Origin of the sequence: Rhodococcus sp. WMMA185 (assembly GCF_001767395.1) — a bacterium.
Classification (GTDB): domain Bacteria; phylum Actinomycetota; class Actinomycetes; order Mycobacteriales; family Mycobacteriaceae; genus Rhodococcus_F.
Genome location: NZ_CP017014.1, coordinates 1,748,822 through 1,763,098 on the forward strand (window position 1 = coordinate 1,748,822; position 14,277 = coordinate 1,763,098).

Consider the following 14,277-nt stretch of genomic DNA (forward strand, 5'->3'; position numbering starts at 1 on the left):
ATCTATGAAACGTGATGGCGTCGAAGTCGCTGCATCGACAGGCTCACCGGCCGACGTGAGATTGAGCGAATTCGTCGAACGGATGGGCGGCTATTTCGAGTCCGCAGGTTCGACCCGGCTCGCCGGCCGATTGCTGGGTTGGTTGTTGGTGTGTGAACCCGAACGGCAATCTTCCGAGGATCTGGCAACGGGATTGCGGGCCTCGAGTGGCGGGGTCAGCACCACCGCGCGGCTCTTGATTCGGATGGGGTTGGTCGAACGGTCCGGGGTGCCGGGCGACCGCCGCACCTACTACCGGCTGCGCCGGCATGCCTTCGACTCCGTCATCGAGGAACGCAGACGGTCGATGGCCGAGTTGCGGAAACTCGCCGAGGAGGGACTGAGCGCCCTCGCCGACAACGCCCCGGACCGGCGACGGCGGCTCGAAGAGATGTGGGAACTTGCCCAATTCATGGAGGCCGAAACCCCCGCGCTACTGACGCGGTATCACAACGAAAGGCGAGGCGGCGATGACTGAGTGGGCAATAGACACACAGAAATTGACCAAGCACTATGGCGATGTCGCCGCCGTGCAAGACCTGGACCTGCAGGTCGCTCGGGGCGAGATCTTCGGATTCCTCGGTCCCAACGGGGCCGGCAAGTCGACAACCATCCGCACCCTTCTCGACCAGATCCGGCCGACCTCGGGACGCGCGACGATACTTGGCCATGATGTGCACCGCGACGCCCTCGAGATCCGTCGGCTGATCGGATACGTGCCCGGTGACCTGGCGCTGTATCCACGGCTCACCGGCAGGGAGACACTGCAGTATTTTGCCCGTTTGCGTGGTGGAGTCGAGCAGTCCTACATCGACGAGCTCGCCGAACGACTCAAGGCCGATCTTTCCCGCAAGGTCGGCGACTATTCGACGGGAAACCGGCAGAAGATCGGATTGATCCAGGCGTTCATGCACCGGCCGGCCCTGTTGGTACTCGACGAACCCACCGCTGGCCTCGATCCGCTGATCCAGCAGGAATTCCACGCTCTAATCGACGAGGTGCGTGACGGGGGGCGCACGGTGTTCCTGTCCTCGCACACCCTCTCCGAGGTCGAGCGAGTGGCCGACCGGGTGGGGATCATTCGGGAAGGACGACTGGTCGTGGTGGAACGGGTCGATGATCTCAAGCGCAAAGCGATCCGCCGGATCGACTTCGAGTTCGCCGATCCCATTCCCCCCGAAACCTTCACCGGGGTCGCCGGGGTGCATGAGGCGTCGGTGGAGCGCCGGCATGCCACCGTGTCGTTCGAGGGCTCGGTCAACGACATCCTGAAGGCGGCCATGGCTCACGAGGTCCTCAACCTCAACAGTCGCGAGTCGGACCTCGAGGAGGTCTTCCTGACCTACTACCGCGACGAACCCGCCGCGGAGACGGCACCAGGCAAGCATGAGAGGCAGGCGTCCGATGTCCACTGACATTCTGGGCAAGGATCTCCGCGACCGCAGGATGCCGGTTCTGTGGCTCGGGGCCGTACTGATCGTGTTGACCGTCTTCGCCCTCGCCATCGGCTCCACGCTCGCCAGCACGATTGCCGACCTCACCGACAGCTTCCCCGCGGCGCTGAACGCCTTCATCGGTGCCGATGTGCCTGGCGGCTATGTGGTCGGCGAGGTATTCAACCTGATCGCCCCCCTGGCCCTGGTCGGCTACGCCGTGGCGGGCGGCGCCCGGGCCACCGCCGGAGAAGAGGAAGAGGGAACGATGGCAGTGCTGGTCGCGCAACCGGTCACCCGAGCACACATCCTCGCCTCCAAACTCGGCGGACTTCTGCTGGCACTGACTGCTGCGACCGTTCTGTTCTGGGCGTCGGCCGCTGCTTCGGACGCCCTCTTCGGGATCGGATTGACCCAAAGCGCCATAGTGGCCGCCTGCTTGCACTTGTTGATGCTTGCGTTCGCCTTCGGCGCACTCGCACTGGCAGTGGGTGCGATCACCGGTCGGCCCAGTGTCGCCGCCGCTGTCGCCGGATCGGTAGCAGCCCTGAGCTATATCACCAACGCCATGCTGCCGCTGGCCGACTTGGATGGTTGGGCCCGACTGAGCCCATGGCACTACTACGCCGGGGGCGAACCGTTGGTGAACGGACTCGACCCCGGGTACCTGCTGGTGCTTACCGCGCTGACCGCCATTTCGCTTGTCGTCGCGTTCCTTGCTTTCGAGCACCGCGATCTGAAGGGGTGAGATTCGATGACCATGGAAAGTGCCCCCTCGATCCCCGAGCAGGCCGAGGCGCGGACTCTGGCTACCAGGTTGGAGTCCATCCGGGCCCTGGTCAACAAGGCGATCGCTGACCGGATGACGTTGTCGGTCGTGATCGGCGTCTTGTTGGTCGCAATGGGTGCGATGGTGGGCGCGTTGTGGCCTCCACTGAAGGAAACGTTCGCCAACTTCCCAACCGGATTGCTGGACATGATGGGCAAGGCGTTCGCCGGCGCAGATTTGACCACCCCCGCCGGTTGGGTGAACGCCGAACTCATGTCGATGGTGGCACCGGCCGGGGCAATCGCGATCGGGGTGATCTCCGCAGTCCGCGCCACCGCCGGTGAAGAGGAAGACAAGACTCTCGGAATTCTCCTCGGCGCACCCGTGGGTCGACTTCCGTTTCTATTGGCAAAGATTGGTGCGATGATCGTCCACGTACTCGTGGTCTGTGCATTCTTGTCGGTTGGCCTGGTCATCGCGAGTGCGATCGGGAACCTGGGTTTGTCGGCGCCAGGCATCCTTGGTGCCACCGCGCATACCGCACTACTCGGGATCTTGTTCGGGATGATCGCTATCGCACTCGGCGCGCTCACCGGAAGCCGTAGGGTTGCGACTGCCGCCACCGGCGCCCTCGCGGCCCTCGCGTTCGCCGTCAGCGTGTTCCTCCCCCTGTCCGACACCCTCGCCGGTGGCGCGAAAATCAGCCCCTGGTACTACTACACGGCTTCGAATCCGTTGGTCAATGGGCTCGACTGGGCGCACCTGTCGATCTTGGGCGCATCAGCTGTGATCATCGGCGTCGCCGCGGCCCTCCTCTTCGAGCGGCGCGACCTGCGCGGCTGAACGAATTTCCTCCTCGCCAGTGACCATCGGCCCTAACCCCGTGCCGACCGAGGGCGAACACTTGAAGCAGCATCGACTTCCCGTATCGAATGGCAGAGTTCGTGCTTCGACCCGGAGGTGATCGTGAACAGCAGCATCCCCGACGAGAACGTAGTTCGCATCGCCGTGGATCTCGCATGCCGGGCACCGTCGGTACACAACAGCCAGCCTTGGCGGTGGAGGTACGCCGACGGGCAACTCGACCTGTATGTCGACGGCAGCAGAGTACTGACTTCGGCCGACCCCACGGGTCGGCAATTGGTCATCAGCTGCGGTGCTGCGCTCAATCATCTCCAGACGGCACTGACCGCGCTCAGATGGTCCACTGACATCCAGCGTGTCCCGGAAGGGCCACGCTCAGGACACCTGGCCTCGATTCGCTTCCGCCATGACGCTCGACCCCAGTCGCACGATTTCGATCTGCTCGCGGCAATCCGGCACCGCCACTCCGACCGTCGACCGTTCGGTCCAGTCAGCCCGAAAACCCCGCTGCCCGCTTCCCTGACCGACGTGGTGCACCACTGGCAAGTACACCTAACCGTTCTTGGGCAGGACACCCGCCCGACGCTCGCGCAAGCGACAGAGATGACCGCGAACGTACGCAAGTACGATTCCGCATATCAGGCCGAGATCCACTGGTGGACCGGTCATTCTGTCTCGCAGATCGGCGTGCCGCCGGATGCCCTCGCGGCGGCGGAAAGCCGTGCCGGGGTCGACATCGGGAGGCGCTTTCCCGGCGGCCGAGACGGCGGTACCGGCACGAAGTTCGATCACTCGACGGTTCTCGTGTTGAGTACCGATACCGATGGTCGCCACGAGTGGCTCCGAGCCGGTGAAGCCCTCTCCGTCGTGCTGCTGGAATCGACGCTCGCCGGCCTTGCGACGTGTCCGTTGACCCACGTGACGGAACTCGGCCCGGCTCGGGAGATGATTCGTGACCTACTCCCCGACCGCGGACTACCACAGGTTCTCATCCGGGTAGGTGTTGCCGAGGCGGCGAGTCCGCCCGGGCACACCCCGAGGCGACCCGTCGAATCGGTGTTCTCAGTGGATAGACGACGCTCTGGTCGGTGACAATCGATCAGGAGCGGCCGTCCACGTTCTCCGGTGCCTGCCCGGTTGCCTCGTCGATAGCCGCGAGAACAGCCGAGACCGTCGATTCGAGGGCCCCGACCACTGCTGGTGAGAGTCCGCGGCCACAGCCCAGATCGGCAACCTCTACCGCGAAGATGATCATTCGGCGTGGCAGACGACCCAGCGCCTCACCGAGCCGGAGGATGTCGTCGAGTCGGAGTCCGTGCGTGCTGAACAGTCCTTCCTCTGTTTCGACGACCTCCTCCGGGGTGAGCCGGTGCATAGTGCCCGGCCGAGGCGGTTCGCGTACGACGGCGTCGACGACGACGGCCAGGTCCGCACTGGTCCAGGTGTCGAGCAGAGCGGCGGGGTCACCCTCGGATACCGAGACGCACACGTCCGATGAAACATGTTCCGCCACTTCTCGCGCCACCGACGGTCCGATCCCGTCGTCGCGGCGCAGGTCGTTTCCCAGTCCGATCACTACGGTGTTCATCGTCGATGGATCTTCAGGGTCAGAAAGTGGGTGGCGCACGAGATGCACGGATCGTAGTTGCGGATGGTGCGTTCGCACAGAGCGGTCAGTTCGTCATCGGTGAGCGTGAGGTTCTCATCGACTGTGCGACGCAGGTCGTATTCGATCGCGGCCTGATTCTGTGAGGTCGGTGGAATGATGCTCGCGGCGCTGATAAGTCCCGTGGGATCGAGTTCGTATCGGTGGTACAGCAGTCCACGGGGTGCTTCGCTGACGCCGTGCCCGACGCTGCGTACCGGTGGCCCGGCGATGAAGGGCTGCATCGGACGGTCGTATCGCTCGATGATGCGCAACGCTTCCTCTACTGCGTAGACGACTTCGACGGCACGGATGATGATGCTGCGGTAGGGGTTCCGGCACGACCCCTGCAGACCTGCGGCTGTGGCGGTCCGGGCGGCCATGTCTGTCAGTTGCGCCGAGTTGATCGAGTATCGGGCGAGCGGGCCGGCGAGGTACCTTCGCCCGTCGAGTTCGGCATGGAGCGCAGTCGAGTGCGGCACCTGGTGTTCAGTCACATGGTGTGGGAATTCGTCAGCGGTGCAGCGTAATCCGGACGAAGACCAGATCTCACCATCCTCGATGGCGTAGCGGGAGTCGTCGTGGAGCGCGACCAGATCGTGGTCGAGTTCGATGTCGGGGAATTCGAAGGCCGAGACCCATTCGACCGTCGCCACGGCGTGATCGAGTGCCGTACGTAGTTGGTCGGCCAAGGGACCGAGTTCGGCCCTCGTCGGCGTGCGGTGGAATCCACCGATTCGCACATTGACCGGGTGGATCGGCCTCCCTCCGATCAGCTCGAGGATGGCGTTGCCGGCCTTCTTCAACGCCAACCCTCTCTCGACGGCCTCGCGATCGTGCCGGGCGAGGGCGATCGAATCCGGAACTCCGAAAAAGTCGGGCGCATGGAGGAAGTAGATGTGCAGCACGTGGCTCGCGATCCACTCACCGCAGTAGAGCAGACGTCGCAGATCCAATACGGAGCGGTCCAATACGAGTTCGCAGGCTTGTTCGACGGCGTTGCACGCACTCACTTGGTAGGCCACGGGGCAAATTCCGCAGATACGTGAGGTGATGTCCGGGGGTTCGAGAAAATGGCGGCCGCGGAGAAAGGACTCGAAGAAGCGGGGCGGCTCGTAGATGCTGAGTTCGACGCGTTCCGCACGGCCGTCGTGGACGGTGACATCGACCCGACCCTCGCCCTCGACCCGAGCGAGAGCGCGCACGGTCAGTTCCCTATTCCGGGGCACCATGATGCGCGCCTGTCGGGGAGGAAGGGTAGGCCGCCACATTGAATGTGGCGAAGATTCGGTTGATTGAATCGTCGTTCATTCCACAGGTGCGTAGCCACCCGGTCATGGAGGAGAGGTTCGGGTCGGTGGTGGGGCCAAAGCAGCCGTAGCATCCGCGAGAGAGCGACGGGCACACTGCGCCGCACCCGGCGTGTGTGACCGGACCGAGGCAGGGTGTGCCTTCGGCGACCATCACACAGGTCAGGCCCCGTCTCTTGCATTCGGTGCACACGCTGGTGTTCGGGATGTTCGGCTTCCGGCCCGCCAGGTACGCCGTGATGACTTCGAGGAGCTGACGCCGGTCGATCGGACAGCCGCGGAGCTCGAAGTCGACTGGGACGTGCGCGCCGATCGCGGTCGACGTGGCGAGGGTGTCGATATAGCCGGGGCTCGCATAGACCACCGAAAGGAAGTCGTCGATGTCGGCGAAATTGCGCAGCGCCTGGATGCCGCCGGCGGTGGCGCAGGCTCCGATCGTGACGAGGAAACGTGATTGTTCGCGCACCGCGCGGATGCGGTCGCGGTCCTCGGCGGTGGTGATCGATCCCTCGACGAGCGACAGGTCATACGGGCCTGTAACGACGGTGTCGGACAACTCGAGGAAGTGGGAGATCTCCACTGCTTCGGACAGGGCGAGCAGCTCGTCCTCGCAGTCGAGCAATGTCAGCTGACAGCCATCGCAGGAGGCGAACTTCCACACGGCGAGTTTGGGTTTGGTGGTTTGTGGTGAACTCATCACAACTCCGGTACCCGTAGGAGTGGTTGGGCGGTGGCGTAGTCGACGACGGGGCCGTCACGGCAGAGGAGGAGTTCGCCGAGTTGGCAATGCCCGCAGGTACCCGTCCCGCACTGCATGTTGCGTTCCAGCGACACTTGGATGTTCTCGGCCCCTACACCGCGATCGATCAGTGAGCTAGCGCTGAACCGCATCATCGGTTCGGGCCCGCACAGCAGTGCGGTGGTACATGCGGGGTCGATGGCCACGCGGTGCAATGATTCGGTGACGAAACCGACGGGTCCGGTCCACCTGGAGACCGGCTGGTCGATCGTCACTTCGACTGCGATGGCGTCGGAGACTTGCCACGCGGCCAGTTCGCCCCGATACAGGATGTTCGAGGGGTCACGCGCACCGACGATGAGCGTGACCCGTCGGAATCGTTGTCGTGAAGCGAGCGCTGCCACCACCACGGGTCGCAGCGGGGCCAGGCCCAATCCCCCGGCAACGATCAGCAGGTCGGCACCCCGATCCACATCCAGATTCCAGCCGTGGCCGAAGGGTCCGCGAACCCCGAGGATCGTCCCGACCGAAGCGTCGTGAATGGCCTTGCTCACCGCCCCCACACTGCGGACGGTGTGGGAAAGCCCGGAGTGGATCCCTTCAGGGTGTCCACTGATCGAGACCGCGATCTCGCCTACACCGTGGGCATACAGCATCATGAACTGGCCCGGAGCGACCCGCTGCTCGGGGACCGTGGTCGTCGGCTCGAGGATCAAGGTGGCGGTGTCGTGAGTCTCCGCCACACGGGACACCACCCGGTAGCCGGTCGGGGTCGCGCGGTCGTTCTGCATGCCGATCACTCACTCCTCCCACCGCTCGCATAGAGATCGAGCAGTCGGGCCCGCGTGGACTGCAAGCGGGCGATCAGCACGCCGGACAACGCCCGCGTGACCGCGTAGGCGAAGCCCGGCTCGTCATCCACCATCCGCTCGAGTTCGACGATGTCGAGTTCCGCCGCGTCGGTGTCCGACGTTGCCGTCGCTGTGAACTGCCAGACCCCATGTGGGTTCAGCCAGGACCAGCCGAGGACGTCGCCGCCGTGCAGCGTTTCGAGCGTGACCGCGCCCTTGCCGGGGATCACCGTGGTCAGGTCTACACTGCCGGTACCGAGCAGCCAGCATCGCATCGCAGCCTGGTTCTCCCGGAAGATGGATTGACCGGCGGCGAACCGCACGGGCGTGGTGAGTTCGGCGAGTCTGCTCCGATGTTCGCGCTCCAGTCCCGGCAGCGACGAGAACGCGGCGGGCACGTCGCTGTTCATGGATCCTCGCTGTTCATGCATCCTCCGGGGTCTCGGCCGGAAGCACCTGTGAAAGACGAGCCGCCTCCTCGGTGATATCGATGCCGACTGGGCACCAGTCGATGCATCGTCCGCACCCGACGCACCCGGAGCTGCCGAACTGGTCGAACCAGGTGCCGAGCTTGTGCGACATCCACTGCCGATATCGGCTCTCCCCCGAGACCCGGACGTCCCCACCGTGCAGGTGGCTGAAGTCGAGTTCGAAGCACGACGACCAGTGCTGCCACCGCTCGGCGTGGTCCCCCGTCAGATCGGTGATGTCCTCGCTAGTGGTGCAGAAGCAGGTGGGGCACACCATCGTGCAGTTACCGCAGGTGAGGCACCGCGCGGCGACGTCCTCCCAGACGTCGGCCTCCCGCGCCGAGCGCAGTAGCAGCCGCAGATCCACCTCCGGCATCGTGCGTCCCATCCGATCGGCCGCAGACGTCACCGCGGTGCGGGCGTCGTCGACTTCTCCGACGGCCGCCGGACGGCGAGCGACGTCGTCGAGGACCGAGGCTCCTTCGTCGGTGCCGATGTCGACGAGGAAGCGGTGGCCGTGCTCGTCGATGCGCTCGGTCAGTGCGAGGTCGTAGCCGGACCCGGCGGCGGGCCCCGTCCCCATCGATGCGCAGAAGCAGACCTCACCGGGCTCGGTGCAGTGAGCGGCGACGAGGAACAGATGCTGGAACCTTCGGGCGGTCGGGCTGTCGGCGCTCGGATCCGGGCACAGAACCCGACGCAGCACAGCGATTGCCGCGAGGTCGCAGCCGCGGACCCCGACGAAGGCGTAGGGTCGCTCGTCCTGTGCCGGTGCCTCGTAGGTGCCGTTCCGGTCGACGGACCACAACTGCTGCCGCGGTGGATGAAGGAACCGCTTCCACGATTGCGGTCCAGCAGAGTGGCCGAAAACCGCGGCATCGTCTCGTCGCCGCAACCGATAGATTCCGGGTCCGGTCGTCACACCCCAGCCGGAGGGCAACTGAGCGCCGGATTCGAGTTCGTCCAGAACGATCGCCGAGTCGTGAACAGTTGGCCCGACGACACGATAGCCACGGGCGCGCAAGGCATCGATCAGCTGGTCGAGGCCGTGACGATCCAGCATGCTGTGACGGTCCACGCGCACGCTCCTCCCCGACCGGTCCGCTTCGGTCATCTCCATTGAGCCAGGCCCAGCATTCTCAAAACCAGGGCCGTTCGGCCTTTCCTCGGGCGCAGTCGGACCGCTATCCGGTCAGATGAACGCGGCTGTGGGTAGCTGCTTCCAGATCGGATGCTGTGGCCTCGACCAACTGGTGGGATAGGTCGGCCAGAGCCCGGGCCGTGGCCAGTTCGTCCCCGATTTCGGGGATTTCGGGGTCATCCGGATTTCGGCGAGCCAGCCCGACCCCGACGAGTGTCCGGGTGTCGCTGGTGCGGAGCCGGGCCTGAGCTCGGGTCCTGGAGTCGTCTTCGTTTTCGTCGATGACGACGTCCACCGACCATTTCTTCTCGTTCATCTCGATCGTCTCCGTTCGGTGTGGTGTGGACGCCGATCACGACGCCACGACTACTGTTTTTTCGGTTGTCTCGGCGCTCAACTCGAGGACCTCGCGGAACCCTTCCGCCACCGAGGCGGTCAGGGAAGCGAGGTCGGGGACGGCGTCGGCATCGGCATTGATTCCCACACAGCCTTGCGTTGTGTAGGACATCAATGTGACGTTGAGCGCCGATCCCAGCGTGGGACTGAAGGCGTAGTACCGGAGAATCTTCGCCCCGGCGACGAACAGCGGTACGGGAGATCCGACGACGTCGGAGGCGACGAGGTCGACGTGTTCGAGCATGTTTCCGAGGATCGAGGCGGGAAGCAGATTCAGGACGCCGGCAATCATCGGTGACAGCGGGACCGCGGGCTCGTTGCGCCAGGTCTCGACCGTGGTATGCACGCGACGTATGAGTTCGGCCGGGCCGCCGGCATCCGTCGGCAGGACCATGCGGGCCAGGGTGATGCGGTTGCCGCCCACCGGGTCGGTCTCGGTGCGGAGGCTGATCGGCAAGGTCATCCGCAAATTCGGGACCTCTGCGCCGTGAAATCGGTGATAGTGGGCCATCCCCAGCAGGACGGCTGCGAGAAACGCGTCGTTGATCGTGCCGTCAGCGGCCGCGGCCGCTTGCGCAAGCGCCTCGACCGGGACGTCGAGCACTGCACAGCGACGACGTGTGCTGCGGTTGGTCATTACCGGTGACAGCGTGGAGACGATTGGCCGTGTGAAACGCATCGCGGAACCGGCCACGGCGACCGTGTCACGGATGGCACTTCTCGGAGCCCGCAAAAAGCGACCACCGCTCCGAACCAGTGTCGTCGGCGTCGTACGCGCCAGATCGCCGACGATATCCCGATACCAGGCCAAGCGGCTCGGCGGACCCGATGAACTGAAGTCGCGATTCTCGGGGTTCGCCCCATGCTCCGTTGCGTCTTTCCGTGGAGTTCCTTCTCGGGTGAGATCGACGATCTCCCGTGTGATCTGCATTCCGCCGACGCCATCGGTAAGGGAGTGGTGCACTTTCATCACGAGGGCGGATCGGTTGTCATCGAGCCCGTCCAGAACCGTGAATTCCCAGAGCGGGCGGCTCTTGTCGAACGCGGCCATTTGGGCTGTCCGGGCGAAATCGAGTACCACGTCCCATGACCTGGGTTCAGGAACGGTGAATCTGCGGAGGTGCCAGCTGAGGTCGAAATCCTGATCGTCGGCCCACCATGGTGGCACTGTGCCTATGGGGTCCGTGACCACTCTCCGTCGGAAGATCGGGACCAGGTCGACCGCTCTGCGCATCATATCGACGAAACGGGTCTGATCGGGGCTGCAATCGAGCAACGCGACAGCGACGATGGTCGAGCGGAGGATCGGATCCTCCTCCATCCGCCACGACATGAAATCCGGCTGCGTCATATATCGAGTACTTGTGTTCATGATCGACTCACTCGCTGGTCAGCTTCTGCTCCAGTGTCTTGTAGCGTGTGGGGTTCCTTCCAGGGTCTGTGGGCTCTTCCGTGGCAGCCGGTGCCTAACTCGCCCGGCGGCAGATCATCAGTGGGCGTGTGAGGTGATGGAGAAGGTTCTGGCTCGTCGATCCCAGGAGAGCTCCGACGAGTCGACCGTGGCCGTGGCTACCGACGACGACGAGTTGCGCGTCGTGGGAGTATTGGCGGATCAGTTCGGCTGGGTTGGATCGTTCGATGATGGTTGTTACTCGTAGATCCGGGTACGTCTCCTTCCAGCCGGCGAGGCTCTCCGCCATCAGCACGGATTGCTCGTCCTCGACGACGGCCGAGTTTCCCGTTGTCGAGGGGGTGTGATGTCGCGACGTATGCCCGGGACCCCAGCCGTGGACGGCGAGGATTGGGACATCGAAGGTCGTCGCGAACTCCACCGCTGCGGAAATCGCCAGTGAGCTCAGCTCACTTCCATCGACCCCGACAACGACGGGACGATGGTCGGGTACCGGAGAAGGGGCGTCCGAACTGAACACGGTGACGGGACACTGTGCATGGTTGACCACTCGCATGACCGTGGAACCGATGCCACGGGATTCCGCTGCCCCCGCACCGGTGGCTCCGACCACCACCATGAATGCTTGCCGACTCAATCCCGTGAGGGCCATGCCGGCGGGCCCCGGATGGGTACTGCTGAGCACGGTGACTTCGGGAAACTCGCTCTTCACGGCCAGTGCGGCCCGATCCAGGATCTCGTGGGCGGTTCGCTCGGCGTCTTCGTTGAATTCGGCTTGAAAGAGCGGTGCGGCCTCGCTGTAGTGGTACCACGAGGTGGGCAGGCTGTGGGCCAGCTGCAGCGTCACAGACTTCCGATCTGCGATCGCAGCCGCCCACACCATCGCTCGTGTCGCTTCTTCTGAACCGTCGACACCGACGACGATTGGCGGGCGTCGAGCGGCAGCATTCATTCCTTATCACCCCCGATACTCGGGTATGCAGGTGCGTTCGGCCGGGTGTACCGGATTGAGCGGAACAATTTCACTCTCTCAGAGGAAGTACCAACAGCGATAGAGGCAGAGGTCATCTGGCTGTATGCATCCTTCGACGGTGCCTATGACGCGGGCTTACCCTGCTGGGCCCGCAACGCGGCTTCGGTCTCGACGCGACGCGCGGCGGAGAGGAGGTTCGCGGCGGCACGTTCGATCGCGTCTGCGAAATCGGTGATGTCCGGTGTCGTGTCGAAATCCCCTGTGATGCCGAAGCTCACGTTGTCACGGTAGCTCAGAATTGCGATACCGATACGGAGCCGTAGCGCGATCGGCACGCAGGGATTGATCTCGAGAATCTCGCGTCCCATGACATGAAGGATGCGCTTCGGTCCGGGAACGTTGGTAGCGATGGTCACCACACTGTGCTGCGGCAGCCGGGTGGCGAGACGGACGGCCCAGGCAATCGCCATGAAGGGGCCGTATTGCGCAAGCGTCGTGAATGCGTGCCCACCCTCGGATTCCTTGCCCGCCTTGTGAGTTGCGAGACGGCGATGCACCGTCATGAGTTGCTGGACGTTGTCGGCGACATCGACGGGTAGATAGGGCAGCATGAGCGACATCTCGTTGTGGGTCGTGCCGCCCCCGCGTGCCGGGCGCACCGACACGGGGACCAGGGTCCGGACGGTGTGAGGTCTCGGCCGTTCGCCGCGCTTCAACAGAATGTGGCGAAATCCGCTGGTGATAGCAGCGAGTGCCACGTCATTTACGGTGACGCCGTACGCATCGCAGATCTCGCGGGTCTCGGACATGCTTATGCGTGCGGCACGGTACCGGCGCTGCTTTCCGATCGGACCGATCAGGGACGTCGGACTCGCCGGCGTGAATATCTCGGAAACCAATCGGGCGAATCCTCGGGCGGTGTCCAGCCCCTTGACTGCGACGCGGCGCGGCACCTCGAACGCGGCGGCGACCAAATCCAATTGTTCTGAGGGCGAGGACAACACGGCGCGAGTGCGTGAGAGACGTCCGCGGGACTCTTGTTCGGCGTGCGGCGCCCCGGTGTCTACGCTGTCGCTAGTCGCCTCGTCGCAGAGGGCTTCGAAGAGTCGTGCGCCGGCGATACCGTCTGCCATACAGTGATGCATCTTCGCCAGGACTGCCCATCTGTCGTTGGCGAGACCTTCGATCACCCAGCACTCCCATAGTGGGCGGTCACGGTCGAGGCGATGCCCCATCACCCGTCCCACGAAACCGAACAGCGCGTCGGCCTCGCCAGGATGTGGCAGCGCTACCCGGCGGATGTGGTGACCGATGTCGAACAGGGGATCGTCCTCCCAGGTCGGCGAGCCGAGATCAAGGGGTAGGGTGCGCACTCGCTGTCGCGCGTGCGGCAGCATCGACAGACGCTGCGCGACAGATTCGAGGAACTCGATCTGGTTCGGAGGCGGACCAGCGATGATTGCGATCGCCCCGATCGTCAGACTCGCGTGCGGGTCGGAATCCTCCGCTTCGAGGAAGCCTGCATCCAGCGGGGTCAAGTTGTCGTCGGCCATGTCTGGCTCTCACCTCCCGCTAGAGCCCTGGGCGCCAGGTTTGCCGATTTGGGTCAGCCGACCGGCCATTCTGGTGTCCGGCCGAAATCGTTCCACTCTCGATCCCACTGCCGCATCCGGCTTCGTGTACTCATCCAGCGAAGCCCGAAGAACAGCAGGACGAAGACCACCGCCGCGCCCACCCAGACCGACACTGCCGAACCCACGGCAATCGCCGCGTTCTCGGCGGTCGGCCTGGGCTCGTCGGTCATGTTGCCGTTCATGTCGACCCATACATCGACGGTGTCGCCGCGCTGCGCGCCGGGCCTGGTTTGCACTACGGCGGTGCGCAGTGTGCCGTCCCGGGCGGACCACTGCGCCGTCGCGCGGTCCAGTACTTCCGGAAAGCGGCTGGTAGCGCTCTCGACCACCGACGGCCGGGGGTCGTCGATGAGTGTGGCGGATTCGGTGTGTCCGGCCCTGAGTTGGGCTTGGGATTGTTCGTTCAGGCCCGCGTACGTCGCGGTTCCGAACGCCGCTGCGATCGGGACCATCATCAGGAGTGCGATGATCATTACCGCCGCGGCGACGAAATCGAGTCGATCGCTGGCACGCATGAGTGGATTTCGATTCCACGGCGCCAATCGCCACCAGCGCACTGTCGGTGTCTGGGCTGTGTTCATCACGCGCCTCCCCCGGGACCA

The 14,277-nt window shown here is 64.4% G+C and carries 16 protein-coding genes; 5 read left to right on the plus strand and 11 right to left on the minus strand.

Annotated elements, in window-relative coordinates:
* Positions 1 to 4: 4 nt before the first annotated feature.
* The 5 genes from BFN03_RS07895 to BFN03_RS07915 all read left to right on the plus strand — a co-directional run bounded on the left by BFN03_RS07895 (position 5) and on the right by BFN03_RS07915 (position 4,197).
* A complete protein-coding gene (locus BFN03_RS07895; protein WP_070378556.1) occupies positions 5 to 517 on the plus strand; it encodes a GbsR/MarR family transcriptional regulator in 513 nt (170 codons plus the stop codon).
* On the plus strand, positions 510 to 1,454 hold the full coding sequence (locus tag BFN03_RS07900; RefSeq protein ID WP_070378557.1) for an ABC transporter ATP-binding protein: 945 nt from the start codon (positions 510 to 512) through the stop codon (positions 1,452 to 1,454). Before BFN03_RS07895 ends, BFN03_RS07900 begins: the two co-directional genes overlap by 8 nt.
* Entirely contained in the window at positions 1,444 to 2,220 is a 777-nt protein-coding gene (locus tag BFN03_RS07905) for an ABC transporter permease subunit (protein WP_070378558.1), read from the plus strand. The genes BFN03_RS07900 and BFN03_RS07905 overlap by 11 nt, the downstream gene beginning before the upstream one ends.
* A gap of 6 nt (positions 2,221 to 2,226) precedes the next feature.
* Positions 2,227 to 3,084 (plus strand): ABC transporter permease subunit, encoded by an 858-nt coding sequence (locus tag BFN03_RS07910; protein WP_070378559.1) that lies wholly within the window; start codon positions 2,227 to 2,229, stop codon positions 3,082 to 3,084.
* Between the two features lie 123 nt (positions 3,085 to 3,207).
* Complete coding sequence (locus BFN03_RS07915) at positions 3,208 to 4,197, plus strand: Acg family FMN-binding oxidoreductase (RefSeq protein ID WP_198163424.1); 990 nt, start codon at positions 3,208 to 3,210, stop codon at positions 4,195 to 4,197.
* A 7-nt stretch (positions 4,198 to 4,204) separates the two neighbouring features.
* Here the strand turns inward: BFN03_RS07915 and BFN03_RS07920 are convergent, their stop codons facing one another.
* The 11 genes from BFN03_RS07920 to BFN03_RS07970 form a co-directional block, all read right to left on the minus strand.
* Positions 4,205 to 4,693, minus strand: a complete 489-nt coding sequence (locus tag BFN03_RS07920; RefSeq protein WP_070378561.1) for a hydrogenase maturation protease — start codon at positions 4,691 to 4,693, stop codon at positions 4,205 to 4,207.
* Positions 4,690 to 5,982, minus strand: a complete 1,293-nt coding sequence (locus BFN03_RS07925; protein ID WP_070378562.1) for a Ni/Fe hydrogenase subunit alpha — start codon at positions 5,980 to 5,982, stop codon at positions 4,690 to 4,692. The genes BFN03_RS07920 and BFN03_RS07925 overlap by 4 nt, the downstream gene beginning before the upstream one ends.
* The gene (locus BFN03_RS07930) at positions 5,966 to 6,757 is read right to left on the minus strand and encodes an oxidoreductase (RefSeq protein WP_070378563.1); all 792 of its coding nucleotides are present in this window, start codon (positions 6,755 to 6,757) and stop codon (positions 5,966 to 5,968) included. Before BFN03_RS07930 ends, BFN03_RS07925 begins: the two co-directional genes overlap by 17 nt.
* Positions 6,757 to 7,590 (minus strand): FAD/NAD(P)-binding protein, encoded by an 834-nt coding sequence (locus BFN03_RS07935; protein WP_070380718.1) that lies wholly within the window; start codon positions 7,588 to 7,590, stop codon positions 6,757 to 6,759. Before BFN03_RS07935 ends, BFN03_RS07930 begins: the two co-directional genes overlap by 1 nt.
* 5 nt (positions 7,591 to 7,595) lie before the next feature.
* On the minus strand, positions 7,596 to 8,060 hold the full coding sequence (locus BFN03_RS07940) for a cyclic nucleotide-binding domain-containing protein (RefSeq protein ID WP_070378564.1): 465 nt from the start codon (positions 8,058 to 8,060) through the stop codon (positions 7,596 to 7,598).
* Between the two features lie 13 nt (positions 8,061 to 8,073).
* Positions 8,074 to 9,234 carry a 4Fe-4S dicluster domain-containing protein gene (locus BFN03_RS07945; RefSeq protein ID WP_070380719.1) on the minus strand — a complete coding sequence of 387 codons (1,161 nt, stop codon included), beginning with the start codon at positions 9,232 to 9,234 and terminating at the stop codon, positions 8,074 to 8,076.
* A gap of 70 nt (positions 9,235 to 9,304) precedes the next feature.
* A complete protein-coding gene (locus BFN03_RS07950) occupies positions 9,305 to 9,577 on the minus strand; it encodes a DUF1876 domain-containing protein (RefSeq protein ID WP_070378565.1) in 273 nt (90 codons plus the stop codon).
* 36 nt (positions 9,578 to 9,613) lie between these two features.
* Positions 9,614 to 11,029 carry a wax ester/triacylglycerol synthase domain-containing protein gene (locus BFN03_RS07955; protein WP_070378566.1) on the minus strand — a complete coding sequence of 472 codons (1,416 nt, stop codon included), beginning with the start codon at positions 11,027 to 11,029 and terminating at the stop codon, positions 9,614 to 9,616.
* Positions 11,030 to 11,123: 94 nt separating this feature from the next.
* A complete protein-coding gene (locus tag BFN03_RS07960) occupies positions 11,124 to 12,020 on the minus strand; it encodes a universal stress protein (RefSeq protein WP_070378567.1) in 897 nt (298 codons plus the stop codon).
* 143 nt (positions 12,021 to 12,163) lie between these two features.
* Positions 12,164 to 13,594, minus strand: a complete 1,431-nt coding sequence (locus BFN03_RS07965) for a WS/DGAT/MGAT family O-acyltransferase (RefSeq protein ID WP_070378568.1) — start codon at positions 13,592 to 13,594, stop codon at positions 12,164 to 12,166.
* Positions 13,595 to 13,647: 53 nt separating this feature from the next.
* Positions 13,648 to 14,256 (minus strand): Rv1733c family protein, encoded by a 609-nt coding sequence (locus BFN03_RS07970; protein WP_070378569.1) that lies wholly within the window; start codon positions 14,254 to 14,256, stop codon positions 13,648 to 13,650.
* Between the last annotated feature and the right edge of the window lie 21 nt (positions 14,257 to 14,277).